This window comes from Pectobacterium sp. CHL-2024 (assembly GCF_044751765.1).
In the GTDB taxonomy this organism is placed as follows: domain Bacteria; phylum Pseudomonadota; class Gammaproteobacteria; order Enterobacterales; family Enterobacteriaceae; genus Pectobacterium; species Pectobacterium brasiliense.
On the sequence record NZ_JBIXKO010000001.1, the window covers coordinates 833,409 to 859,489 of the forward strand.

The 26,081-nt window shown below is 53.3% G+C and carries 20 protein-coding genes; 12 read left to right on the plus strand and 8 right to left on the minus strand.

The genetic code is table 11. From position 1 onward, the window contains the following. Positions 1-215: 215 nt before the first annotated feature. Entirely contained in the window at positions 216-3,689 is a 3,474-nt protein-coding gene (locus ACIPUG_RS03715; RefSeq protein WP_400337343.1) for a DNA translocase FtsK 4TM domain-containing protein, read from the minus strand. Positions 3,690-3,803: 114 nt separating this feature from the next. Beyond that, on the minus strand, positions 3,804-4,298 hold the full coding sequence (gene lrp, locus ACIPUG_RS03720; RefSeq protein WP_010277211.1) for a leucine-responsive transcriptional regulator Lrp: 495 nt from the start codon (positions 4,296-4,298) through the stop codon (positions 3,804-3,806). A gap of 584 nt (positions 4,299-4,882) precedes the next feature. On the opposite strand from lrp, the gene trxB reads away from it, so the two are divergent. The 6 genes from trxB (at position 4,883) to ACIPUG_RS03750 (ending at position 12,254) form a co-directional block, all read left to right on the plus strand. Next, a complete protein-coding gene (trxB, locus tag ACIPUG_RS03725; RefSeq protein WP_400337345.1) occupies positions 4,883-5,845 on the plus strand; it encodes a thioredoxin-disulfide reductase in 963 nt (320 codons plus the stop codon). Positions 5,846-6,082: 237 nt separating this feature from the next. Then, positions 6,083-7,849: a cysteine/glutathione ABC transporter permease/ATP-binding protein CydD gene (gene cydD / locus ACIPUG_RS03730; RefSeq protein ID WP_400337347.1), complete on the plus strand. Its 1,767-nt coding sequence runs from the start codon at positions 6,083-6,085 to the stop codon at positions 7,847-7,849. After that, positions 7,849-9,588, plus strand: coding sequence for a cysteine/glutathione ABC transporter ATP-binding protein/permease CydC (cydC, locus tag ACIPUG_RS03735; RefSeq protein WP_400337349.1), 1,740 nt, complete (start codon positions 7,849-7,851; stop codon positions 9,586-9,588). Before cydD ends, cydC begins: the two co-directional genes overlap by 1 nt. A 34-nt stretch (positions 9,589-9,622) precedes the next feature. Next, positions 9,623-10,327, plus strand: a complete 705-nt coding sequence (gene aat / locus ACIPUG_RS03740) for a leucyl/phenylalanyl-tRNA--protein transferase (protein WP_349896365.1) — start codon at positions 9,623-9,625, stop codon at positions 10,325-10,327. A 112-nt stretch (positions 10,328-10,439) separates the two neighbouring features. Further along, positions 10,440-10,658, plus strand: a complete 219-nt coding sequence (gene infA / locus ACIPUG_RS03745; RefSeq protein ID WP_002211347.1) for a translation initiation factor IF-1 — start codon at positions 10,440-10,442, stop codon at positions 10,656-10,658. Between the two features lie 150 nt (positions 10,659-10,808). Then, positions 10,809-12,254 carry a PLP-dependent aminotransferase family protein gene (locus tag ACIPUG_RS03750; RefSeq protein ID WP_400337351.1) on the plus strand — a complete coding sequence of 482 codons (1,446 nt, stop codon included), beginning with the start codon at positions 10,809-10,811 and terminating at the stop codon, positions 12,252-12,254. Here ACIPUG_RS03750 and ACIPUG_RS03755 read toward each other — a convergent pair whose 3' ends face one another. The 3 genes from ACIPUG_RS03755 to clpS all read right to left on the minus strand — a co-directional run bounded on the left by ACIPUG_RS03755 (position 12,255) and on the right by clpS (position 15,594). Continuing rightward, on the minus strand, positions 12,255-12,734 hold the full coding sequence (locus tag ACIPUG_RS03755) for a carboxymuconolactone decarboxylase family protein (RefSeq protein ID WP_010306367.1): 480 nt from the start codon (positions 12,732-12,734) through the stop codon (positions 12,255-12,257). It abuts the gene before it with no gap. 236 nt (positions 12,735-12,970) lie between these two features. Then, on the minus strand, positions 12,971-15,244 hold the full coding sequence (gene clpA, locus ACIPUG_RS03760) for an ATP-dependent Clp protease ATP-binding subunit ClpA (RefSeq protein ID WP_010277232.1): 2,274 nt from the start codon (positions 15,242-15,244) through the stop codon (positions 12,971-12,973). 29 nt (positions 15,245-15,273) lie between these two features. Next, a complete protein-coding gene (gene clpS, locus ACIPUG_RS03765) occupies positions 15,274-15,594 on the minus strand; it encodes an ATP-dependent Clp protease adapter ClpS (protein WP_005967385.1) in 321 nt (106 codons plus the stop codon). A gap of 422 nt (positions 15,595-16,016) precedes the next feature. Here clpS and cspD point away from each other — a divergent pair, with 422 nt between their 5' ends. After that, positions 16,017-16,238, plus strand: coding sequence for a cold shock-like protein CspD (gene cspD, locus ACIPUG_RS03770; protein ID WP_010277240.1), 222 nt, complete (start codon positions 16,017-16,019; stop codon positions 16,236-16,238). Between the two features lie 113 nt (positions 16,239-16,351). Here the strand turns inward: cspD and ACIPUG_RS03775 are convergent, their stop codons facing one another. Beyond that, positions 16,352-18,016: an ATP-dependent endonuclease gene (locus ACIPUG_RS03775; RefSeq protein ID WP_014915064.1), complete on the minus strand. Its 1,665-nt coding sequence runs from the start codon at positions 18,014-18,016 to the stop codon at positions 16,352-16,354. A gap of 313 nt (positions 18,017-18,329) precedes the next feature. Here ACIPUG_RS03775 and ACIPUG_RS03780 point away from each other — a divergent pair, with 313 nt between their 5' ends. The 4 genes from ACIPUG_RS03780 to ACIPUG_RS03795 all read left to right on the plus strand — a co-directional run bounded on the left by ACIPUG_RS03780 (position 18,330) and on the right by ACIPUG_RS03795 (position 23,923). Beyond that, positions 18,330-19,229 (plus strand): lysine exporter LysO family protein, encoded by a 900-nt coding sequence (locus ACIPUG_RS03780; protein ID WP_400337586.1) that lies wholly within the window; start codon positions 18,330-18,332, stop codon positions 19,227-19,229. 188 nt (positions 19,230-19,417) lie between these two features. After that, entirely contained in the window at positions 19,418-21,070 is a 1,653-nt protein-coding gene (gene hcp, locus ACIPUG_RS03785; protein WP_039287019.1) for a hydroxylamine reductase, read from the plus strand. Positions 21,071-21,209: 139 nt separating this feature from the next. Further along, positions 21,210-22,235, plus strand: coding sequence for an NADH oxidoreductase (hcr, locus tag ACIPUG_RS03790; RefSeq protein ID WP_094371378.1), 1,026 nt, complete (start codon positions 21,210-21,212; stop codon positions 22,233-22,235). Positions 22,236-22,486: 251 nt separating this feature from the next. Beyond that, positions 22,487-23,923, plus strand: coding sequence for a DUF2867 domain-containing protein (locus tag ACIPUG_RS03795; RefSeq protein WP_400337353.1), 1,437 nt, complete (start codon positions 22,487-22,489; stop codon positions 23,921-23,923). Here the strand turns inward: ACIPUG_RS03795 and ACIPUG_RS03800 are convergent. Together ACIPUG_RS03800 and ACIPUG_RS03805 are read right to left on the minus strand one after the other, a co-directional pair. Beyond that, positions 23,920-24,747: an N-acetylmuramoyl-L-alanine amidase gene (locus ACIPUG_RS03800; protein ID WP_400337355.1), complete on the minus strand. Its 828-nt coding sequence runs from the start codon at positions 24,745-24,747 to the stop codon at positions 23,920-23,922. The genes ACIPUG_RS03795 and ACIPUG_RS03800 overlap by 4 nt on opposite strands. Before the next feature lie 61 nt (positions 24,748-24,808). Next, positions 24,809-25,132 carry a heavy metal-binding domain-containing protein gene (locus ACIPUG_RS03805; RefSeq protein WP_014915058.1) on the minus strand — a complete coding sequence of 108 codons (324 nt, stop codon included), beginning with the start codon at positions 25,130-25,132 and terminating at the stop codon, positions 24,809-24,811. 206 nt (positions 25,133-25,338) lie between these two features. On the opposite strand from ACIPUG_RS03805, the gene artP reads away from it, so the two are divergent. Further along, the gene (gene artP / locus ACIPUG_RS03810; RefSeq protein WP_280927623.1) at positions 25,339-26,067 is read left to right on the plus strand and encodes an arginine ABC transporter ATP-binding protein ArtP; all 729 of its coding nucleotides are present in this window, start codon (positions 25,339-25,341) and stop codon (positions 26,065-26,067) included. Positions 26,068-26,081: the final 14 nt, after the last annotated feature.

The window sequence follows — 26,081 nt, forward strand, 5'->3', positions numbered from 1 at the left end:
CCTTCATCTATCGAGGTCAGACGCGTTGTATAGCGCCTATGTTCTTTACAGATCGGTATTATTTGTCGAGCTACGTTATCTATAGATCTATGTTATCTGAACCCACTCGGACGGTGATAGGTGAATTATCTGCTTATTGCCGCTTTTACGCTTCTTTGCATAAGGGCTGCTCGCGCAGCCCTTATCGTGGAGTGACGTCAATCAGTACGGCGTGCTTATTCCATTGATGGCGGAGCCAATACTTCGCGGTTACCATTGTGCCCTGGAGAGCTGACGATACCCTGCGCCTCCATTTGCTCAACAATTCGCGCGGCACGGTTATAGCCGATTCGGAACTGACGCTGGACGCCCGAGATGGATGCACGACGTTTATCGACCACAAACTCTACCGCCTGATCGAACAGCGGATCGAGCTCTTCATCGCCATCAAGACCGAGGCTTCCGCCTTCAGCATCGTCGCCACCGCTGACAATATTATCGATATATTGAGGTCGACCGCGCGCTTTCCAGTCCTGAACGACGGCGTGAACTTCCTCATCACGCACAAAAGCGCCATGCACACGGACAGGTATCGAGGAGTTCGGTGCCATATACAGCATATCCCCCATCCCCAATAGTGACTCTGCGCCCCCTTGATCGAGGATTGTGCGTGAGTCGATCTTGCTGGAAACGGTAAACGCGATACGCGTCGGAATGTTCGCCTTGATCAATCCGGTGATGACATCAACCGAAGGACGCTGCGTCGCCAGCACCAAGTGAATCCCCGCAGCACGCGCTTTTTGCGCCAGTCGGGCAATCAGTTCTTCAACTTTCTTACCCACCGCCATCATCAGGTCAGCAAATTCATCGACCATAACAACAATATACGGCAGTTTTTCCAGCACTGGCGGCGTCATATCCATGCTGTCGCCCGGCTTCCAGAACGGATCGGGGATCGGACGCCCCATCGCATTTGCCGTCATCACCCGTTCGTTGTATCCCGCCAGATTACGCACGCCAAGCGCCGACATCAGCTTGTAGCGACGTTCCATTTCACCGACACACCAGCGCAGCGCATTGGCCGCATCCTTCATGTCAGTGACAACTTCCGTCAACAAATGCGGAATGCCTTCGTACACCGAGAGCTCCAGCATTTTCGGGTCGATCATGATAAAGCGTACGTCTTCCGGCGTGGCTTTATACAACATACTGATGATCATGGCGTTGACGCCGACCGATTTACCCGACCCCGTCGTACCAGCAACCAGCAGGTGTGGCATTTTCGCTAAATCGGCAACGACAGGTTCACCCGCAATATCTTTACCCAACACAATCGACAGCGGCGATGGATTATCACGGAACTGATCGCAATCCAGCACTTCTCGCAGATAAACCGTCTGGCGATGCGCATTAGGCAACTCCAGCCCGACGTACGGTCGGCCGGGGATAACCTCAACAATACGCACCGCGACAACTGACAGTGAACGTGCCAAATCGCGCGACAGATTCGAGATACGTGCCGCTTTAACACCCGGAGCCAGATCCAATTCGAACCGCGTGATCACAGGCCCTGGGGAGTGATCGACCACATCGGCTTTTACCCGGAAATCAGCCAGACGCGCCTCAATCAGTCGCGCCGTCTGTTCCAGTGCAAAATTATCAACAGGCGCTTCGCTAGCCGGCGGTGGCGTCAACAAATCCAAGGTTGGCAGCGGCGTAGTCGGTTTCTGCAGCGGTTGTTCATTACGCATCAGGAACGGGTGAATCAAGCCATCCATTGCCGGATGATGCGTTGGTGTTGCCACCGTTTCCTGTTTCGCGGCCTCAACAGGCGCTGACGTTGGTTGCGCTGGCTGACCAAACGTCAACGGGTTGTGCTCATCCTCGTCGTCCTCATGTTCACCAGCATGCATCGGCGGAAGCTCGGGTTCAGAACGGTAGGACGGCGGTGTATACGTGGACTCGCTGAACGTAGTCGGTTCAGGCTCGCGCTCACTCTCCGCGCTAAACGGCGAGAATGAAAAAGCGTTATGCGATGTGACAGGATTTGGCTGAACAGGCGCACTTACCACAGGCGGTGCTATCGGAGCAGGGATTTCCTCATCGCGCTGCAATGCGCTGGCATCATAACGTGACTGCTGCTGTGCCGCGAAATCTCTGGCTAGCTGTGCTTGCAGAAGCGCGTCTTCATCGTCTTCCTGTAGCGGGTATTCCTCTCCGTAACGCTGACGTTGCTGATCCAGATACGCTTGCTGCAATGCGGCTTCCTGCTGGGCGATATCATCCGGTGTCTCTTCCTGATACACGTCATTCGCCACTTCCGCTTCTTCGCTACCGTTCTGCGCCTGCAGCCTTGCTTGCTCTTCAGCCAGCCGCTGCGACGGCAGTTTTATTCCGTATGATGCCAGCTCGCGGCGAGTAGGGATACGAACAGGATTAGGACGTGGCAGTTCAGGCCCTACGCCGCGTTTAATCTGCGGGTTATCATCCCCATCGGCACTGAACGCCGGCATAAAGGTGTTATTCGCGTCGAAATCCGTATCGCGTGCCGGTTGTGGCGGCTCAGCAAACGGTTGAGCCACAGGTGCCGTAACAATCGGTGGGACGGTACTCTCTCCGTAACTATTTCCGTAAGGTGCATACACACTGCTATGGCGTTCAGGCGAGCTTGCGATTTCTGGCATTGCCGCTGGCGTTTCAGGGATTTCAAACGAATACAGCGGCGGATTTAGCGACGGCGTCGAATCAATCGCGGACGGGGTAACAGGCGGCATAATGCCAGCCGATGAAGCAGAGAATGCTGAATCAGACACTGCCACATCAGACAATGTTGACCCTGCCACCGGCGTTTCAGCGAAGAGAGCTGGCTGTGTCGCTGTCGGTGCGTTCTCAGCTAACGGTGATGACTCGTCTATCTTATTGTCTGCCGTCGTGTCGTTTACCGCATCAGCCACGGAAGGCGCAGAAAACAGAACATCATCGTCATCACGCTGTTGTGTGACTGCCTCACCCGACGCCTCATCGTGACGCAGATTAAGCGCATCGCGCTCATCCTCTTCACGATCGTGTTCTTCGCGATAGTCCTCGTCGCGGCGTGAACGGTTTGACATAAATGTCAGGCACCCCAAGACACCCGCGCCAATTTTTTCAGCGATCGTTAACCATGACCAGCCGGTAAACAGCGTTAACCCAGCCCCCCACACGCACAGCAGAATCAGCGTTGCGCCCATGCTGTTGAAACGCGGGATCATTGAGCTGCTCAACAGGCTTCCCAACACACCACCGGAAGCAAAATAGTAGAGATCGTCAATATTCAACGCAGCCAAACCGCAAGAGGTCAGGATCAGCGCCAATGTCCCAATCAGGCGAAGTGAAAAGGTAAAATAGTCAATAGTCTGGTTGTTATCACGCTGGCGGAAAGCGACCCAGCACAGGGATAACATAATCGGTGGAATGGCGTAGGCCAGCACACCAAAAATGAAGAACAGCGTATCCGCCAGCCATGCACCTGCTACACCACCGAGGTTGTGAATAGGTTCATGCCATGCAGTCTGTGACCAACTGGGGTCGGAGGGGCTGAAACTGAGTAGTGCGACACTAAGATAAACCGCAAAAAGTGCCACAACGATTAAAATCGCTTCAAGCAAACGACGTGTTCCACTGAGCTTTTTCAGGGTAACGTCTTTATCTTCTGTATATTCCTGGCTCAAGAGTCTCTCCAGGGGCCTGTAAGGTTTATGACAAAGCGCCGAGAAAACCCGGCGCTGGGACTGTATAAATTCACAGGAGTGTAGCTGAATTTATCGGGTTTTGCACCCACACGTTTATCGCGTCTTAATAACCAGACGGTTGCTTTGCTTCACTTCTTCCATCACCACGTAGGTACGGGTGTCGTTTACGCCCGGCAAACGCAGTAGCGTTTCACCCAGGAGCTTACGGTAAGCGGACATGTCTGGCACACGCGTTTTCAACAGGTAGTCAAAGTCACCGGAAACCAGATGACACTCCTGAATTTCTTCCAGCTTCTGCACAGCAGCATTGAACTGTTCAAACACATCAGGCGCGCCGCGGTTTAGCGTTATTTCAACAAAAACCAGCAGTGACGCATCCAGATAATGCGGGTTTAGCAGCGCTGTGTAGCCGTTAATGAAGCCCTGTCTTTCCAGACGACGTACACGTTCCAGACAAGGCGTTGGCGACAGCCCAACACGTTTGGAAAGCTCGACATTGGAAATACGTCCATCTTTTTGCAATTCGTTCAGGATGTTACGATCAATACGATCGAGATCTTTGCCTGGCCGTTTTTTAGTGTCTACCATTATTATTGTCTCTCTTCACTTTTCCCTGCACCCGCTTTACCCCGATAGACCTCATGTATCAGAGCTACCCTTAAAGAAGACACGCTGCCCATTTTGTATATCAACAGTCATTAACTTCTCGTTCTCGCCCCACGTATTGCTCACCCGGGAAAAGACCATCACGTCATATCCGTGGCCCAAAGGCCTACTACCTGCGCAAAAACGAATAAAAAGCCGAGCTTTTAACTGTTCACATACAAAAAATTTCCTCTTACCCAGATGTTTTCGCAAATGCACAGCCGATTGTCAAAGCAAAACAACGAAAATCAGAAGAAACTGCCAGATTGGATAAGCCAGAGCCATTCTCCGAGGTGACTTCAATCATTTTACTTATGAATGTGGCTGATTTTTCAGCGATTTGTCATCCTCATCGTCATTAACGATTAAACAAATAGCCAGCAACTTTTCTGCATACTTTTTTTACTCTTGTAATTTCCTTACAATCGTTCGCATTGTCCGTGGTAGAGACTGTTCGTAGTAAGGAAGCGGGTTTGTTGTAGAAACCGTTATATGAGCATTATCCGCCGTCATGAAATGAGGAAAGCATGGGTACTGTTAAACATCACAAGTTATTGATTCTGGGTTCAGGCCCCGCTGGCTACACTGCCGCTGTTTATGCTGCACGGGCGAATTTACAGCCAGTATTAATCACGGGTATGGAAAAAGGCGGTCAGCTGACGACCACGACCGAAGTAGAAAATTGGCCGGGTGATGCCGATGATTTAACTGGCCCGCTGTTAATGGAGCGTATGCATGCACACGCGACCAAATTTAATACCGAAGTGATCTTCGATCATATTGAACGTGTTGATTTACAGAACCGTCCCTTCCGTTTATTCGGCGATAGCGCCGAGTACACCTGTGACGCGCTGATCATTGCCACAGGGGCATCGGCTCGTTATCTCGGCCTGCCGTCTGAAGACGCGTTTAAAGGCAAAGGGGTTTCTGCCTGCGCAACCTGTGACGGGTTCTTCTACCGTAACCAGAAAGTCGCCGTAGTTGGCGGCGGGAATACCGCAGTAGAAGAAGCCTTGTATTTGTCTAACATCGCTGCGGAAGTGCATTTGATCCACCGTCGCGAGACGTTCCGTTCAGAGAAAATTCTGATCGACCGTCTGATGGACAAAGTTAAAAACGGCAACATCATCCTGCATACCAACCGTACGCTGGACGAAGTGCTGGGCGATGACATGGGTGTAACCGGTGTCCGTATCCGCGATACGCAGAGCGATGCCGCAGAAGAACTGGAGCTGGCTGGCGTGTTTATCGCTATCGGCCACAGTCCGAACACGGCCGTATTTGGCGGTCAGTTGGAACTGGAAAACGGTTATATCAAAGTGCAGTCCGGTATTCACGGCAACGCGACACAAACCAGCATTCCTGGCGTCTTTGCCGCAGGCGACGTCATGGATCACATCTACCGTCAGGCCATTACCTCCGCGGGTACCGGCTGTATGGCGGCACTGGATGCTGAACGTTACCTCGAAGGGCTGACCGTCAACAAGTAATTCGCTGCTGATAACGGAGCGGCAACAGCCGTTCCGTTTTCTTTATCTCTGGTTTGCCTTCCGCAACACAAAATTGATCGCCTCACCCATTTCCCCTCTCCTTTTCGTTTGCAGCGCGTCCCTGTCGCGGTAACATGGCGTCATTCTGCGTGATAGAAGATAATTTTGTTAACTAACAGTTACATGAGAGTTATTTTCTGTTAAGTCCATTTCTGCAATATAACGAACTGGTGCCTGATGAAAAAAACCAGACAGCAAGAACTGACCGCCTGGCTGAAACAACAGAGTAAGCTGGCGCAACGTTGGCTACGAATTTCACTACTGCTTGGGTTCCTAAGTGGTGCGTTAATCGTGGCACAAGCCTGGCTGTTAGCGACGCTGCTTCATGCCTTGATCATCGAGCATGCGACTCGCGAATCTTTGCTCTCTCCCTTCCTGCTGCTGATTGCCACATTTATTCTGCGCGCGCTCAACAGTGTGTTACGCGAGCGTGTTGGTTTTCTTTGCGGACAAGCCGTTCGACAGCAAATTCGTAAGCTGGTACTGGATCGATTGCAACAGCTCGGCCCTGCCTGGGTACAGGGCAAACCCGCCGGCAGTTGGGCAACGATGATCCTTGAGCAGGTTGATGATATGCAGGATTATTACGCCCGCTACCTGCCGCAGATGTATCTTGCCGCGCTGATTCCACTGCTTATCTTAATCACGATTTTCCCGCTCAACTGGGCTGCTGGCCTGATTCTGTTTCTAACCGCTCCGCTCATCCCGCTTTTTATGGCGCTGGTGGGCATGGGCGCGGCGGATGCCAACCGACGTAACTTTCTGGCGCTGGCACGCCTGAGTGGACACTTCCTCGATCGCCTGCGCGGGATGGAAACGCTACGCCTGTTCAATCGTGGCAAGGCTGAAACCGAACAAATCCGTCACGCTTCCGAAGATTTCCGTAGTCGTACGATGGAAGTGCTACGCATGGCGTTTCTCTCCTCGGGCGTACTGGAGTTTTTCGCCTCCATTTCAATTGCCGTGGTCGCCGTTTATTTCGGTTTCTCTTATCTCGGGGAGCTGGATTTTGGTCATTACGGCATGGGAGTGACGCTCTTCGCCGGCTTCCTCGTATTGATTCTGGCACCGGAATTCTTTCAGCCTTTACGCGATTTGGGCACCTTCTATCATGCCAAGGCCCAGGCTATCGGGGCAGCGGAATCACTGGTGACTTTTTTGTCAGAAGAAGGCGAAACCGTCGGCTTTGGCACACATGAATTCAGCAGCAATACCGCCATTGCTATCCGAGCGGAAGATCTGGTTGTCCTCGCGCCGAATGGCACACCGCTGACCCAACCGCTGACGTTCGGTATTCGCGCAGGTGAACGTATCGCGCTGGTCGGCCTCAGCGGAGCCGGGAAAAGCTCACTGCTTAATGTATTGCTGGGATTCCTGCCCTATCGCGGTTCACTCACCGTCAACGGTCAGGCCTTGAACACACTGACGCCTGAATCATGGCGTAAGCAGTTAAGCTGGGTCGGACAAAATCCTCACTTGCCGGAACAGACGCTGCGCAGCAATATTCTGCTAGGTAATCCGCAGGCCAGTCCTTTGGAATTGCAATATGCGATTGAGCACGCGTATGTACAGGAATTTTTACCGCAGCTCCCGCAAGGGCTGGAAACGACGATCGGTGACGGTGCAGCGCGCCTCTCCGTCGGACAGGCACAGCGCGTCGCCGTCGCCCGTGCGCTCATTCATCCTTGCAACTTACTGCTGCTGGATGAACCGTCAGCCAGCCTGGATGCCCATAGCGAGGAGCTGGTTATGACGGCGCTGAACGGCGCAGCACGCTCCCAGACCACGCTGCTGGTCACGCACCAGCTCACCGAGATCGCCGAGTATGACACGATCTGGGTCATGGACGGCGGTCAGTTAGTTCAACAGGGTGACTATCAAACACTCCGAGCCGAAGCAGGTCCCTTCGCGGCACTGCTGGCACAACGACAGGAGGCGCTGTAATGGCTCAGATGAAAACGATGCAGGTATTAAAACCGTTTCTCGCGCTTTATCGTCAGCATTTCTGGTATTTGAGTCTGGGCGTGGTATTGGCCATTGCAACGCTGCTGGCCAGCATTGGTCTACTCGCGCTATCCGGCTGGTTTCTGGCGGGAGCCGCGCTGGCAGGGATCGTCGGGCTGCTCACCTTTAACTATATGCTGCCTGCAGCTGGCGTGCGGGGCGCAGCGATTGCACGTACGGCCGGACGCTACGGGGAAAGAGTCGTCAGCCACGATGCCACCTTCCGCGTTTTGCTGCGCCTGCGTGTTTTCACCTTTTCTCGCATCCTGCCGCTCTCGCCGGGGGGGCTGGCGCAGTTTCGTCAGGCTGAACTGCTAAACCGGCTCGTAGCGGACGTCGATACGCTCGACCACCTCTATCTCCGCGTGATTTCACCCATCGTCAGCGCTTTTGCGGTCATTCTTATCGTTTGCTATGGCCTGAGTTTCATTGATGCTTCACTGGCTCTGACGCTGGGTGCCATCATGCTGGTACTGCTGCTGTGCCTGCCGGTTGTCTTTTATCGTGCGGGAAACGGCATCGGACAGGATTTGACCGCGCTGCGTGCACAATACCGCCTTCAGTTAACAACCTGGCTGCAAGGTCAGGCGGAACTCACCGTCTTCGGCGCACTCAGTCGCGTCCGTCAACAGCTGGCTCTGGTGGAAATTAACTGGCTACGCCGACAACGTCAGCAGGCCAACCTTACCGGTCTGTCTCAGGCGGTGATGATTTTATGCAGCGGGCTGACCGTTACCCTGATTCTGTGGCTGGCAGCGGATGGGGTTGGCGGTAATCCACAGCCCGGTGCGTTGATTGCGCTATTCGTGTTCGCCTCACTCGCTGCTTTTGAGGCACTGGCTCCCGTCACGGTGGCCTTCCAGCATATGGGGCAAGTGATTGCCTCCGCGGCTCGGGTCGATCAAATCATTCGCCAGCCCGTTGACGTCACGTTCCCTGATCACGGGCCAGAAACCTCACGCGAGGCGTCACTTGATGTCTCACATGTCGGTTTCACGTATCCCGGCCAGCCACAGCCCGTGTTGCAGAATATTACGCTTTCCATTCAACCGGGCGAGCATCTGGCGCTGCTGGGGCGTACCGGATGCGGGAAATCGACGCTATTGCAATTGCTGACCCGGGCATGGAATTGTGAATACGGAGAAATTACGCTGAATGGACATCCTCTTGCCGATTGGCGGGAAGACGATCTCCGCGCCATGATGAGCGTGGTGCCACAGCGCGTGCATATTTTCAGCGCAACACTGCGTGATAACCTGCTACTGGCCGCACCAGCCGCACGGGATGAAAAACTGGCTGAGGTATTACAGCAGGTTGGGTTAGAAAAACTGCTGGAAAACGAAGGTCTGAATGCCTGGCTGGGCGAAGGCGGTCGACAGCTGTCCGGTGGCGAGCAGCGCCGTATCGCATTAGCACGCGCCTTATTGCACGACGCACCGCTCGTGCTATTGGATGAACCGACAGAGGGGTTGGATGCAGAAACCGAAAAGCGTATTCTGCAACTGCTCCGCCAGCACTGTGCCGATAAAACGCTGATCGTCATCACTCACCGGCTATATGGTTTAGAATCGATGGATCGCATCTGTATTCTGGATGATGGCAAAGTGATCGAACAGGGGAGCCATCAGGACTTAATGGCACAACAAGGTCGTTATTGGCAGTTCCGCCAACACGTTTAGGGCAAACTCTGTTGAAACATAACGTTTGAAAAACATGCGTCTATACCAGCTTTCGCTTCAATCGCTTCAGTTCCCTGATCCGAATCATGCGCTAGATGACCCCAACGGCCTGCTGGCCGTTGGCGGCGACCTCTCCGTTGCCCGCCTAAAAGCCGCTTACCGACAGGGCATTTTCCCCTGGTTCTCTCCCGGTGAGCCGATCTTATGGTGGTCTCCAAATCCACGCGCGGTCCTGTTTCCTGGTGAACTCCATCTCAGCCGCAGCATGAAAAAATTTCTGAAGCGCCATACGTTTCACGCGACGCTGAATCAGGCCTTTGATGATGTCATTCACGCCTGCGCGCATGAGCACCATGACGGCACCTGGATTACGCCGGGCATTATCTCGGCTTATCGCCAGCTTCATCAGGCCGGAAAAGCGCACTCTGTCGAAGTGTGGCAGAATGGCGTACTGGTTGGTGGACTATATGGTATTGAGCAAGGACGGTTATTTTGCGGCGAGTCGATGTTCAGCCGCACGGATAATGCGTCAAAATACGCGCTGCTGGCATTTCAACAGCATTTTATTCGCCACGGTGGTGAACTGATCGATTGTCAGGTGTTAAACGCCCATACGGCTTCTCTGGGCGTGAGTGAAATATCCCGCGATCGCTTTCTGCAACAGCTTTCTCAGTTTCAGGATCTTGATGTCGATGACGGCTGTTGGCGACCACAACCGCTCGCCGAACCGGCATTTTGACAGAGAAATCGGGTAAATAACGCCCCAAACGTGAACGCTTCTTTACATAATGTCGGTTTTTCGGCATTATCTTGCGGTTAAAAAATAAAGGTAGTTAGACCTAGAGGATTCGATGGCCAAAGAAGACAATATTGAAATGCAAGGCACCGTGCTTGATACGCTGCCCAACACCATGTTCCGCGTTGAATTGGAAAACGGGCACGTGGTTACCGCTCATATCTCCGGTAAAATGCGTAAAAACTATATCCGCATCCTGACGGGTGACAAAGTCACTGTAGAGTTAACCCCGTACGACCTGAGTAAAGGCCGCATTGTCTTCCGCAGCCGCTAACCGGTTCGCTCATCGCTGATCACAGCGATATATGAGGATGTGACTCCCTCCCCAGCCCTTCCCTTCATGGCAAGGGCTTTTGTTTTTTAAAAACAGTTTTTTGGGCCAACCGTTTTAAGGTCAACAGCCCGCTTGTCATGGATTCCCTATATGAAACCTGACTCTTCCCTCTTTTCCCCTCTTTCCTTTCAGGAGAGTACGCCGCTCTATCGTCAGCTTTACGAACGCGTGCGTCGGGCTATCAGCACAGGCCTATTGTCACCGGGTGACCGTCTGCCTTCCGCACGTATGCTGGCAAAAGAGCTTGGCGTCGCACGCGGAACGATAGAACAGGCTTACTCGTTGCTGATTGCCGAAGGTTATTTGCAGGCACGTGGGCAAGCAGGCACGCTGGTGAATCCCGATTTACCCTTAGCGCCAACTTCCGTTACCGATGCGACGGTATCCCCCTCAGCGCCAGACGATGAACAAAACATACTGTGGCGTCCATCGCAACTGTTGCCTTTTCAAATGGGCGTTCCCGCTTTTGACGCCTTCCCGCGCAAGCTATGGGCTCGACTGGGCGCACGTTATCTTCGCAGCATGCAGTTATCGGATTGGGATTACCCCGCACCTTATGGCTTGCCAGCGCTAAGAAACGCCATCGCCTCTTATCTGCAAGTGGCGCGTGGCATTGACTGTACCGCTAGTCAGGTATTCATCACCTCAGGTTGGCGCACCAATTTACAACTCGCCGTTCTGGCCTTGCTGAAATCCGGGCAGCGCGTCTGGGTTGAGGATCCCGGCTATCCCCCGACTCGCCAGTTGCTATCACAATCTGGGTTATGTCCGGTTCCGGTCACCGTCGATCGTGAAGGATTCAACGTGGAGCGCGGTATCGCGCTGGCGAATGATGCCAGTATGGCCGTTGTCACGCCCGCGCATCAAAGCCCCTTGTCGATGTCGCTGTCACTTCCTCGGCGACAGGCATTATTGCAGTGGGCAACCGAGCAGAATGCCTGGATAGTAGAGGATGATTATGATGGGGAATATCGCTACGTCAGCCGCCCACTTCCCGCGCTCGCCAGTCTGGATCGTCATGGGCGGGTTCTGTATGCGGGCACCTTCAGCAAGGTGTTATTTCCGGGGATTCGGTTGGCTTATTTGGTTGTACCACAGGCGCAGATTGCCACCTTTGAACATATCAGCCGAATTTTCTTCGCTTCCGCATCGCCAACCATGACGCAGTCTATCGTTGCCAGCTTCATCGCTGAAGGCCATTTTGCCCGGCACATTCAGCGCACACGACGCCTTTATGCAGAACGTCGCACCGCCACCATCGCTGCGCTACAAGGGATTTTAGGCGATCGCATACATATTGACGCGCAGCCCGGCGGCATGCATTTAGTGTTACGCCTGCCGGATAACATAAGCGATCGACGACTTGCCGACCGCTTGCTGGCTCAAGGGATTGCCGTTCAGCCGCTATCACGTTGGGCTGTATCAGGAAACGGTGACAACGCACTACTCGCCAGTTTCACCAACTGCGCCACGATGTCAGAACCAGAGCGTCTGGCTACGTTGGTTCTGGCCGAGCTCGAACAGCACGAGCGTTAATTAGCTCAGATTGGCTTTTTCCAGACCGTACAGCTTATCTGCGGAGCCGGGAACAACCTGAAACGCGACGCCCAAACGATTCCAGCCATTAATCGCGATAATCATGAAAGATAAGTCAGCCAGATCTTCTTCTGACAGCTGTTCGCGAACGCGCGTAAACACCTCGTCCGGTACGCCGTGCGGCGGAAGATGGGTCAATACTTCTGTCCACTCAAGTGCAGCACGCTCGCGCGGGGAGAAAAGCGGTGATTCACGCCAGACAGCCACATGATGCAGACGTAGTTCGCGCTCTCCATTAATTTTGGCTTCTTTAACGTGCATATCAACGCAAAATGCACAGCCGTTAAGCTGAGAGGCACGCAGCGTAACCAGATGGCCTATTTCAGCCAGAAATGGTTTCTTGTGCAGAATGTTATTGAACTCTAGATACTTCTTGGCAGCATCGGGAGACTTGCTGTAGTAATCAAGACGTTGGCTCATCGTTCACTCCAAAATGAGAAAGGGTTAAGGCGAAGAGAGACAGCCATATATCGAGTAACGCATAACAGGGCTGGCAGCTCGGTAGCCATGATTGTGCAAAATCTTGGCCTATCCGAAAAGATCCAAGAATCGTGTTTTTAACTGGGCCATAATGCAAAATAGCGCACCAAGATCAGTCTGCGACCCAATAAAAAAGGGATGCCTCAGCATCCCTCTTAGATAACACACGATATCGATTAATTAACGCTTTCTGCTTTTCGTTTCTGTGCGCTCTGGAAGCCGTACGTCAGCTGTTGCGTCTCTTTATCCAGTTCCACCGTAACAGAGCCACCGTCCACCAGCGAACCAAACAGCAGCTCGTTGGCCAGCGGTTTCTTAAGGCTTTCCTGCATCACGCGTGCCATTGGTCGCGCACCCATTGCTTTGTCGTAGCCTTTTTCTGCCAGCCAGTCGCGCGCTTCATCGCTCACTTCCAGCGAGACGCCTTTCGCATCCAGTTGCGCCTGAAGCTCTACGATAAACTTATCGACAACCTGCTGAATGACGTCAGTCGACAGATGGTTGAACCAGATAATGCCATCCAGACGGTTGCGGAACTCCGGCGTAAAGACCTTTTTGATCTCTTCCATCGCATCAGTACTGTTGTCCTGATGGATGATACCAATGGATTTACGCTGTGTTTCCCGCACGCCTGCGTTGGTGGTCATGACGACAATGACATTGCGGAAATCTGCTTTACGCCCGTTGTTATCCGTCAGCGTACCGTTATCCATCACCTGCAACAGCAGGTTAAAGACGTCAGGATGCGCTTTTTCGATCTCATCCAACAGCAGCACCGCATGAGGATGCTTAATCACGGCATCCGTTAACAGACCGCCCTGATCGTAGCCCACATAGCCCGGAGGCGCGCCAATCAAGCGGCTGACCGTATGGCGTTCCATGTATTCGGACATATCAAAGCGCAGCAGTTCGATATCCAGCGCTTTGGCCAGCTGTAACGTCACTTCCGTCTTACCGACGCCGGTAGGACCAGCAAACAGGAAGGAACCAACCGGTTTACGCTCCTGACCCAGCCCTGCACGACTCATCTTGATAGATTCGGACAACGCTTCGATTGCCTTGTCCTGCCCAAACACCAGCATTTTCAGGCGATCGCTGAGGTTCTTCAGCACATCACGATCGCTGGCGGAGACGGTTTTTTCTGGAATACGGGCGATGCGGGCGACAACCGATTCGATGTCACTCACGTTGACCGTTTTCTTACGTTTGCTAACCGGCACCAGTCGGCTACGCGCGCCCGCTTCGTCGATCACATCAATCGCTTTATCCGGCAGGTGACGGTCATTAATGTATTTCACCGCCAGTTCTACCGCAGCACGAACCGCTTTCGACGTATAGCGAACATCATGGTGAGCCTCATACTTCGGCTTCAGACCATTAATGATTTGTATGGTTTCTTCCACGCTAGGTTCAGTGATATCGATTTTCTGGAAACGACGCGCCAGCGCCCGATCCTTTTCAAAGATATTGCTGAACTCCTGATAGGTGGTCGAGCCGATAACGCGAATCTTGCCGCTGGAAAGCAGCGGTTTAATCAGATTAGCCGCATCAACCTGACCGCCGGACGCTGCACCCGCGCCGATAATCGTGTGGATTTCATCAATGAACAGAATGCTGTTTTTATCCTGTTCCAACTGTTTCAGCAGCGCCTTGAAGCGTTTTTCAAAGTCACCACGGTATTTGGTACCCGCCAGCAGCGCGCCGATGTCCAGCGAGTACAGCGTACACTCCGCCATCACTTCCGGCACATCGCCCTGCACAATACGCCAGGCCAGCCCTTCAGCAATCGCCGTTTTACCGACGCCAGATTCGCCGACCAGCAGCGGGTTATTTTTACGGCGACGGCACAATACCTGAATCGTACGCTCCAGTTCCTTATCCCGGCCAATGAGCGGGTCGATACCGCCAACGCGAGCCAGTTGATTCAGATTGGTGGTGAAGTTTTCCATACGATCTTCCCCTCCTGCCTGTTCTTCATTGACGGGACTTTCAGGGTTCGGCGCCTGATCGGATTCTTCTTTACGCGTGCCGTGGGAAATAAAGTTCACCACATCCAGACGGCTGACGTCATGCTTGCGTAGCAGGTAGGCGGCCTGAGATTCCTGTTCGCTAAAAATAGCGACCAGGACGTTGGCACCGGACACTTCGCTGCGGCCAGAGGACTGCACGTGGAAAACGGCACGTTGGAGTACGCGCTGGAAGCTAAGCGTGGGCTGAGTTTCGCGCTCGTCGTCACTCTGCGGTAATGTTGGTGTGGTTTGCTCAATGAACGCTTCCAGTTCCTGACGCAGCGCGGCTAAATCTACCGTGCAGGCTTCCAATGCTTCACGGGCGGCTGGGTTACTGAGCAGAGCCAACAGCAGGTGCTCCACGGTCATAAACTCGTGTCGGTGCTCACGCGCTCTGGCGAAAGCCATGTTGAGACTGAGTTCCAGTTCTTGATTGAGCATAGGCACCTCTCCCAATAAATCGCCTGACTTCAGGCTTTTTCCAGCGTACAGAGCAGCGGGTGCTCATTTTCTCTGGCATAACGATTAACTTGTACGACCTTGGTCTCAGCCACTTCAGCGCTGAATACGCCACAAATCGCTTTACCCTGATAATGCACGGTTAACATAAGCTGTGTGGCACGTTCAATATCATAAGAAAAGAACTTTTGCAGAACGTCAATAACAAATTCCATCGGGGTGTAATCATCGTTATTCAACACCACGTTATACATGGAAGGCGGCTGCAATTTTTCTTTCTGTTTATCGGCGGTCAGGTTCTCAGATTGTGACCACGTACTGTTGTTTCCCATTCTCTATCCACATCATGTAACGAATATCGCGACTCACGACATTGGTCTGTTTATTCCTAATAGATTCGAGAAGCAGGAAGTAAGCGCCTGCGACTTGAAAGATGACGGGTATCTCTACATTTACAGTAGCACGTCTGCTTTTTATTTTACCACCTGAGGGATTAAATGGTTCCCGGAAAGCAAAATTCAAGGTCTGTAACCGATATCTTGATTACGCAACGCGATCGTGGGTTCATCAATAGCGTTATCTGCATCAAACTTTGACAAACTGCCTTCCTCACCACGCGGTGGATCGCTTGACGCCGGGATCGATTTCACTAAAGTGTACGGATGAATTGATGGGGTTTTAATCAATTCGTATTCGTAGTAACCAAATAACCACACCTTACTGAAAAGAATACTCTTGCGAAGGATGTCAATGCATGGAGACAGGTACTGTTAAATGGTTCAATAATGCCAAAGGGTTTGGTTTTATCTGTCCAGAAGGGGGCGGTGACGATATCTTCGCGCACTACTCAACCATTCAAATGGATGGGTACCGGACTCTGAAAGCCGGACAGGTTGTCAGGTTTGATGTTCATCAAGGGCCGAAAGGCAATCATGCCTGCCTGATCGTCCCGCAAGTCGCCGAGGCCGCATCCTGACCCCTGCTACACCCTACACGTTTACTCAGAATACCTACGCTAAACCGTAAAATGACTATAATGCGACAAATGCCGTTCGTTATATCGAACGGCATTTTTTTATATGTATCGCACTAATCCGCCCGCCCACGGGCCAGCCACAGCACGCGGGAAAACATGCTGCGGATAAGCGGTGGGATTGCCTCGCTGCCCATCGCTGCGGCTTCCATCGCGACTTCAATCGCCAGGTCTGGCTTGGACGACCGATGAATAGCCTTGATGATGATTTTATGCATCGAGAGCGGCACTTTTTCCGGCAACTGCGCGATGCGGTGATAAACGTGACTGAATCCCTCACGGTACATGTAGTGTTCCATGTCCGATGCGGGCAAGACGGTCAAATGATCGCGCTCGCTCTCGTCCTGTACGGTTAACATGCTTTTCGCCGTCGCGGCATACTTTTTCCCCGCATCATCGCCATCGACCAGCACGTGCCATTCAATCCCCATACGACGTGCGAACCTCAGCAATGGCCGGAGCCCGGACTGGGCAAATTCAATCACCTTCACCCCTTCCGCCTCAAAATGATGTCCACATTGGCGCGCCAGTTCATTCAGCATCCACACTTCGGTTTCCCCTTCCACCAGCAGCCAGCAGCGGGCAAAGAGTGACGCGGGTCGATTCATACGAATGTGAAACGCAATGCGTCGGCTATCTTCCGCACTCATACCCTGACGACCAATACGGTATGTCGCCACCCGTGAGGATTCCCGCACCAGGCGGCACACCTGCTCCATCGGCACCAGCGACAGCAGTTCGCCTGAATTCGTTGTTGTAACCTTTTGGAGTGGCAACTGCACCAAAAGCCCCCAGGCGACGGATAGCATAATCGGGTGCAGCCGGGTTTCCGGGTCTTCAATCAGCAAGAGCGGACGCGCATGGGGATCCAACGCCACCGACCCTTTCGCCTGTAATAGCGTAGAAAACAATTCCAGCAGGATAATCCGGCGACTGCGGCTATTGGGGTCGGCAATCAGGCGATTGATGTTATCCAGCGATCGCCACGATTTACCGTTATGCGTTCTCGCATGCCGATGATGGCGCCGGTCATTACCCGTGGCGTTCTGCTCGGAAAAATAGTGCTCCAGCAGTTGCCGCATCGCCACCAGACCCTGACGCAGCTCTTTATCCGTCAGCTTCTGCGGATTTTGCACCAGCTCGCGCATCAGTTGCTCAAACTGCTGAGCCAGCTTTTCATTGCTGTTATCTAATGTCGCGGCCAGCGTTCCAGAGCGCAAACGCCGCATAAAACGCGCATCACGCAGCCGCAGCACCGGATGCAGGCGGATAATTTCTCTGGCCAGTTCATCAATATCATCCAGCGGTATCGGATGCCCGTCAGCGTCCAGAAAGCTACGCCAGGTGAAGACCGACTGGCTTTCGTCCACCTCACCTTCTAACCGATAAAAAACGCGGTATAGCGACGCTTCGCCCTCCACCCACACAGGGCTAAGCGAACGGTAGCGAGGGGATAAATGATGGCCAGGTGCCGTCTCGCAAAACGTGAAAATAACCTGAAGATGCTTTTCCCGACTATTTTCATCTCCCGGCGTGAAGTGAAAATCCTGCATATCAAAATGGTAAAGCGGCAACGTCGGTGCCAGCAGCAGCGAGAGCGCATCCAGCAGGCTTGATTTCCCCCAGGCGTTCTCACCAATCAGTACGTTGTTCTCGTCCAGCGTCAGCGACAGACGATTGATTCCCCGAAATCCCAGGATTTCAATACTTTCCAGATGCATCTTTCTCTCCTGTAGCAGCTGCCTGCGAGTTTCTGCTGCAAAAATGCTCAATGTATAGAATATCCTGCCAGACAGCGCTTTACTCACTCCGATAATTTGTTTAATTTTAATAGATTATCGTTTTTCTTCCCGCCAAGTGTAGCCGATGAATCCTACGATGTTGTCAACGGACGCACGGTTTGTCTTTCCGCTGTGTCGATGCCTATCGGGGTAGAACTGAAGAAGAAAAGCCTCATGGTTTAACGACGGGCCCCTGCCAATCCTAAAATACGGGTTAGCGCCGTTTTTCTCGCGTAAGGACATCAATTCTGTGATGTATTCAGGATTATTAATTATTTTATTACCGCTCATCATTGGCTATCTGGTACCGCTGCGCGGCAAAAAAGGATTACAGCGGGTTAACCAACTGTTGAGTTGGATGGTGTACGTTATTCTGTTTTTGATGGGCATAAGCCTGGCCTTTCTGGAAAATCTCAGCAGCAATTTGTTACTGATCTTCCGCTACACCGCCGTCTTCGCCTTCTGTATTGTCGCGGCAAACGGCATTGCCTTGTGGCTGTGGGAAAAACCCAGCGCGTGGCGTAGCAAGTACAAAGACGCGGCTCCGCCGTCCAGACTGCGAATGATCCTTGAATCATTCAAACTCTGTGGCGTGGTATTCGGCGGTTTTTTGCTGGGCTTAACGCAATGGCCGGGATTCACCTACGCCAGTAAAGGCAGCGAATATGCCCTGATCTTCCTACTCTTTCTGGTGGGTGTTCAACTGCGTAACAGCGGGATGACGCTGCGCCAAATCGTATTAAATCGTCGCGGTCTGGTCATCGCGCTCATCGTCGGTATCAGTGCGCTCGGTGGTGGCCTGCTGGCTGCGTGGATTTTGGGTCTGCCGCTAAAAACCGGTCTGGCGATGGCATCCGGCTATGGATGGTATTCGCTGTCAGGCATTCTGCTCACCGACTCCCTCGGGCCCGTCATCGGCAGCACCGCGTTTTTCAACGATCTGACTCGTGAGCTACTGGCGATTATGCTGGTTCCCGTGCTAGCACAGCGTAATCGCTCCTGCGCATTAGGACTTTGCGGTGCAACCTCGATGGATTTCACGCTGCCCGTCTTGCAGCGCAGCGCGGGTATTGATGTGGTGCCTGCTGCCATCGTACATGGTTTCTTATTAAGCCTCGCGGCTCCCATATTGATGGCGTTATTTTCTTCATAAGCGCACACTGAACACCGTTTTCCCCCTCGTTTATGGGCTGTGATTGAGAGTGATTTTCATTGCCCATCACCAAACTTGCGCTAAATCAAATTTACCTAAAGTTGCAGTAAAAAAGCCTTTTTACCTGCCTCGGCTAACACTATGCTTTAAACAAGCATTTTAAATGCAACTTAAAAAAGGAAGTCATTATGTTTTGTGTGCAATGTGAACAAACGATTCGTACCCCTGTTGGAAACGGCTGCTCTTACGCGCAGGGCATGTGCGGCAAAACCGCAGAAACCTCCGACCTGCAAGACCTGCTGGTCGCTGTGCTGCAAGGGCTTTCTGCCTGGGCGCTGAAAGCCCGTGAGTTGGATATCATCGATCACGATGTCGACAGCTTTGCGCCACGCGCCTTCTTCTCTACGTTGACCAACGTTAACTTCGATTCTCAGCGCATTATTGGCTACGCACAGGAAGCCATTACACTGCGTGAGTCTTTGGCTGTTCGCTGCCGTCTGCACGATGCTACCGTGACCGTCGATCACCCAATGGCAGCCCTGCAACTGGCAGGTAACGATATTCCGACCTTACTGCAACAGGCGGCAGATTTTGCGCTGGACAGCGATAAAGCCAGCGTTGGTGACGACGTTCACGGCTTGCGCATGCTTAACCTTTACGGCCTGAAAGGTGCGGCAGCTTATATGGAGCACGCCCACGTTCTCGGTCAGTATGACAACGCGATCTATGCCGAATATCATGCTTTCATGGCATGGCTGGGCACACAGCCATCCGATGTTGACACCCTGCTGAACAACGCAATGGGCATCGGTAAAATGAACTTCAACGTTATGGCGATCCTTGACCATGGCGAGACCCATGCTTACGGCCATCCACAGCCGACCTCCGTTAACGTCCGCCCAATTGCGGGTAAAGCGATTCTGATTTCTGGTCATGACCTGAAAGATCTGCGCATGCTGCTGGAGCAAACCGAAGGCACCGGCGTGAATATTTATACCCACGGCGAAATGCTGCCTGCACACGGTTACCCAGAGCTGAAAAAATTCAAGCATCTGGCAGGCAACTACGGCAGCGGCTGGCAGAACCAGCAGACTGAGTTTGCCAAATTCCCTGGCGCAATCGTCATGACCTCCAACTGTATTATCGATCCAAACGTGGGCAACTACGGCGACCGCATCTGGACGCGTAGCATCGTAGGCTGGCCGGGCGTGAACCACCTGGAAGGCGACGATTTCAGCCCGGTTATCGAACAGGCACAGGGTCTGGCTGGTTTCCCATACAGCGAAATCGAGCACATGATCACCGTCGGGTTTGGTCGTGAAACGCTGTTGAGCGCCGCGGATACCGTCATCGATCTGGTTGCACAGAAAAAGCTGCGTCACGTCTTCCTGGTTGGCGGATGTGACGGTAGCCGTGAAGAACGTAGCTACTTCACGGACTTTACGCTGAACGTTCCGCAAGATTGCCTGATCATGACGCTGGCCTGTGGTAAATACCGTTTCAACAAACTGGACTTCGGTACGCTGGAAGGCCTGCCACGTCTGCTGGATGTCGGTCAATGTAATGATGCCTACGCGGCCATTATTCTGGCCGTTAAGCTGGCGGAGAAACTGGGCTGTGGCGTGAACGACCTGCCGCTGAGTCTGGTGCTGTCCTGGTTTGAACAGAAAGCGATTGTCATCCTTCTCACCCTGCTGTCCCTCGGCGTGAAGAATATCTACACCGGGCCAACGGCACCGGGCTTCCTGACGGACAACCTGCTTGCCATTCTGAACGACAAATTCGGTATGCGAGCGATTACCACCGTTGAGCAGGATATGAACACCATTCTGGCCGCTTGATGAATCAATGCGGACGGAGGAGCGCGTTCCTCGTCACGCAGCGTGAGGTGTCGGCATTGATGCCTCACGCTAAGCCCACTGTCTTATGGGCCGCCATTTTTACACGCTTCACCGTACCCGTTTGTTATGGAGATTGATTATGACCATGCCCGCACTACAGATTGGGCCGACACCGCTGTGTTCTAACCGCATGCAGGTACATTCGATTACTCAGGAAACGCCTGATGTCTGGACGATTTCACTGGTTAATCATGATTTTTATCCGTATCAGCCGGGTCAGTATGCGTTAGTCAGCATTGCCAACAGCGCGGAGACGCTACGGGCTTATACGATTTCTTCTTCACCGGGCCTCAGCCGTTTTATTACCTTGACGGTAAGAAGACTGGACGACGGTGTCGGTTCCCGCTGGCTGACCCAAGCGCTGAAAGTCGGTGATTATCTGTGGCTGTCTGATGCACAAGGCGAGTTTACCTGCGCCAACGCGGTCAGCGATCGCTACCTGATGGCGGCGGCAGGCTGTGGCGTCACGCCGATTATGTCGATGTGTCGTTGGCTGCTGGCAAACAAACCGCAAACCGATATCCACGTTATTTTCAACGTGCGCAATCCGCTGCAGGTGATCTTCGCCAAAGAATGGCAGGATCTGGTGCAGCGTTATCCGCAGCAGTTGCATCTGACGCTGATGGCAGAGTTTGACGCTGCGCCCGGTTTCCTTTCGGGACGTATCAGCGGCGACCTGCTGGTCGAACACGTGCCGGATATCGCCAGCCGCACCGTGATGACCTGCGGCCCGGCACCGTACATGAACCAGATTGAAACTCTGAGTCAGCAGCTTGGCGTTGCCTCAAACCGCATCTTCAAAGAACAGTTCCGCCCGGCAGATGAAGCACTGGATGACGATGCCGATCAGCTCACGCTGACCATCAGCCGTCCGCTGAAAAACCTGCGCGTTCCGGTAGGCATCAGTCTGCTGGCCGCACTGGAAGCCAATAAGGTGCCGGTTGTCGCCGCCTGCCGCGCCGGTGTTTGCGGGAGCTGTAAAACCCGCGTGCTATCCGGTAATTACACCACCAGCAGTACCATGACGCTAACACCAGCCGAGATCGAACAAGGCTATGTTTTGGCCTGTAGTTGCCAGCTGCAAGGCGACACCGTTCTGGCCTGATACGCCCGCGTTTTACCCCCTTCTGTCCGGTAGCCTCGGCTATCGGGCAGGTAGCCTCGGCTATCGGGCAGGTAGGTCATGTTAAATGACGCTGGGTTTCAGGCGAATATTAACGCCATAGTTTTCATCGCTTTTGCCCTTTCCCCATTCATCTTTTGCCGATTTATCTTTTCCTGATTTGTCTTTTCCCGATTTATCTTTTCCAGATTATAGTAAGCCATGGTTATATTTTGCTGTGGAGCCACTGGCACATGACATCCCCCTCAGCCCCGATCCTGATTCTGGGCGCAACTGGCTACATTGGCCGCCATTTAACCGAGCGCTTGAGCAAACAAGGCAACCGAGTCATCGCTGCCGGTCGGAATATCGAATCCCTCGCGTCACGGCATTGGCCGGGCGTCGACTGCCAACAGGTTGATCTCGCTAAGCCAGAAAGTTTGCCTGATGGCCTATGGGGCGCAGAAACACTCTATTATCTGGTGCACAGCATGGGCGACGGCGCGGACTTCGTCGCAAGAGAACGGATGACCGCCATGAACCTGCTGCTGGCACTGGCTTCCAGCAACGTAAAACAGATTATTTATCTGGGGTCGCTTCAGGCGAAAGACGATACCTCACCGCACATGCAGGCACGCCAGATCACGGGAGATGTTTTACGCAGCAGCGGTATTCCCGTCACAGAGCTGCGTGCGGGCATTATTATCGGGACCGGTTCAGCGGCGTTCGAGATCATGCGCGATATGGTCTATAACCTGCCGATACTGACGCCGCCGCGCTGGGTGCGCTCTAAATCATCCCCTATTGCGCTGGAAAACCTGCTGGTGTATCTGATCGGCATCGCACAGCACCCCGCGACAGAAAACCGCATCATGGATGCCGCAGGCCCCGAATACATCAGCTACCAGACCATGTTCGAGCGTTTCATTCAGATCAGCGGCAAGCGCCGGTTGCTGATCCCCGTTCCCATGCCGACGCATCTGGTGTCTGTCTGGTTCTTGCATCTGGTGACCTCGGTTCCCCCCTCCATCGCCCGCGCCCTAATTCAGGGGCTAAAACACGACTTACAGGCCGATGGCCGCGAATTGCAGGCATTAATCCCACAAACGCTGATGAGCTTTGATGACGCCGTGCACCTCACGTTGCAAAGCGAAATGGAGAGCGTACAGCAGGCCGACTGGGGCGATGACACCGAGGTGCGCGCGCGCTGGAAGCCGAATTATGGCTTTTACCCTAAACAGGCGGGCCATACGATGGAGACGCCCGCGTCCAGTCAGGCGCTCTGGCAGGTCATCCAGCAAGTCGGCGGGAAGGAAGGCTATTTTTACGCGAATACACTGTGGAACATCCGCGCCCGGCTGGACGATCTCTGCGGTAACGGCGTGACTTATGGACGCCCCGAGCGCCCGACGCTGGAAGTGGGCGACAAGATTGACGGCTGGAAGGTTATCTCGATCAAGCCACAGCGTCAGCTGGTGCTGCTATTCGGCATGAAAGCACCGGGGCTGGGGAAACTCAACTTTACTATCACGGACAAAGGCACTCACCGAACCGTGGACGTCCGCGCCCGCTGGCACCCTTCCGGGTTCAACGGGCTGGTCTACTGGTTCCTGATGATGCCGGCTCATCTGTTTATCTTCCGTGGCATGGCGGCGCGTATTGCGAAACTGGCAGAGAAGGAAGTGATTTAGCGGCTGCCGTATTTCTCCAGCAGCGCGTCGACAATCGCTTCACTCTGCGCATCGGGCTGGCCTTGATAGTTCTCAGGACGGAAATGCATCTGGAAAGCGGCAATCACCTGCCGCTTCTCACGCACAGTCATCGTGTCCTGCACCGAGTAGCCATAGCGCCCCAGTTTTTCCAGCAGAACCGCTTCATCCACTGGCTGCAACGGCTGACGTCCATTCAAATAGAGCGCTACCCGCTGCGCATCCGGCCAGGCACCCACTCCCGCTTGCGCAAGCGCTTTCCAGGGGAAGAGCGGCCCGGGGTCTTGTTTGCGCTGTGGGGCGATATCGCTGTGCGCCACCACGTTCTGCGGCGCAATCTGATAGCGATCAACGATATCCCGGGCGATCGCGGTCACGAGCTGAATTTGCGAAGCGGTAAACGGTTCCCACGTATAGCCGGTTAGCGTGCGCTGATAGCCCGCGTTTTCGATCTCAATGCCAATCGACGAATTATTCAGTCGACTAAATCCACGCCAGCTACTGGCTCCCGCATGCCAGGCAGCCTGAGATTCCGGCACCAGTTGCCAGGCAAGTGGCTTACCGTGCTGCAAAGGTGGATGTGCTGGAACCAGATAATGCGCGCTGACGTGATCATCCGTCAGAATATTCAGCGAGGTGGCAAAGTCTTCCGCCGTATAATGAATCACTAAAAAGCGGATGCGAGACTCCTGAGCCCGCGACTGCAATGCGGTCTCCAGCACATAATTATTCTGTTCTTTCAACGAAGAGGCTGATTGGCAACCTGCCAACAGCCCCAGCGCTATGCAGAGCATCCATTTCAACATCGTTGTTCCACCGCTTTTTCACACCGTCTCTGGCAACTTGAAGTATGACGAGTATAAGCCACTAGCGGCGAACCTTTACTGCGGTGCCGCTAACGGTCACCATCAGCATGCTGCCGTCCTTCCCGACGGTTTCATAGTCAAGATCGATGCCTACCACGGCATTCGCCCCTAAATCTTCGGCTTGCTCCTGTAACTCTTTAAACGCAATCTGTCGCGCCTTACGCAGCTCTTTCTCATAGGCACCGGAACGGCCGCCGACGACATCGCGGATACTGGCAAAAAAGTCACGGAAGATGTTCGCACCCAGAATGGCTTCGCCGGTCACGACGCCACAATATTCAGTAATGGTGAAGCCTTCCAGATTCGGCGTAGTGGATAATTGCATGTCGTCTCCTTTCACTGCTATTGGCTATATAAGGCGCAGCTCTGCTGGCCTCGCGATGAGAAAGCACGTGCTCAGCCGTAAGTCACTATTTTGTGCTATTATTTAACCAACAAATCGCTTATTGGCAAATTTTAACCCACGGTGATTGCATAACTATTCTGCCGACGTTAACATTCGCCGCATCAATGTCTATTCAATTCTTACGCATGAGTATTCAACTAAACGGCATTAACTGTTTCTACGGCACATACCAGGCGCTATTTGATATCACCCTCGATTGTCCTGCGGGTGAAACGCTGGTGCTTCTTGGTCCCAGCGGTGCGGGAAAGAGTTCGCTGATACGCGTTCTTAATCTGTTGGAAATGCCACGTTCTGGCAAGCTTTCCATCGCCGGTAATCAGTTTGATTTTCAGCGCACGCCATCCGACAGCGCGATCCGTGAATTGCGTCAGAATGTCGGGATGGTGTTCCAGCAATATAATTTGTGGCCGCATCTGACCGTAGTGCAGAACCTGATCGAAGCGCCCTGCCGCGTGCTGGGGCTGAGTAAAGAAGAAGCGAAAGCGCGAGCAGACAAGCTGCTGACGCGCCTGCGCCTCAATGACTTTGCCGATCGCTTCCCTCTTCATCTTTCTGGCGGACAGCAACAGCGTGTCGCGATTGCCCGTGCGCTGATGATGGAACCTCAGGTTCTCCTGTTTGATGAACCGACTGCCGCGCTGGATCCAGAAATTACCGCTCAGGTCGTCAACATCATCCGTGAATTGGCAGAAACTGGCATTACGCAGGTGATTGTGACCCACGAAGTTGAATTTGCCCGTAAAACGGCAAGCCGTGTGGTGTATATGGAAAACGGCCGCATCGTTGAACAAGGGGATGCGACGCACTTTACCCAGCCGCAGACGCCTGAATTCGCTGGTTATTTGTCACATTGATTACTATCAGGAAA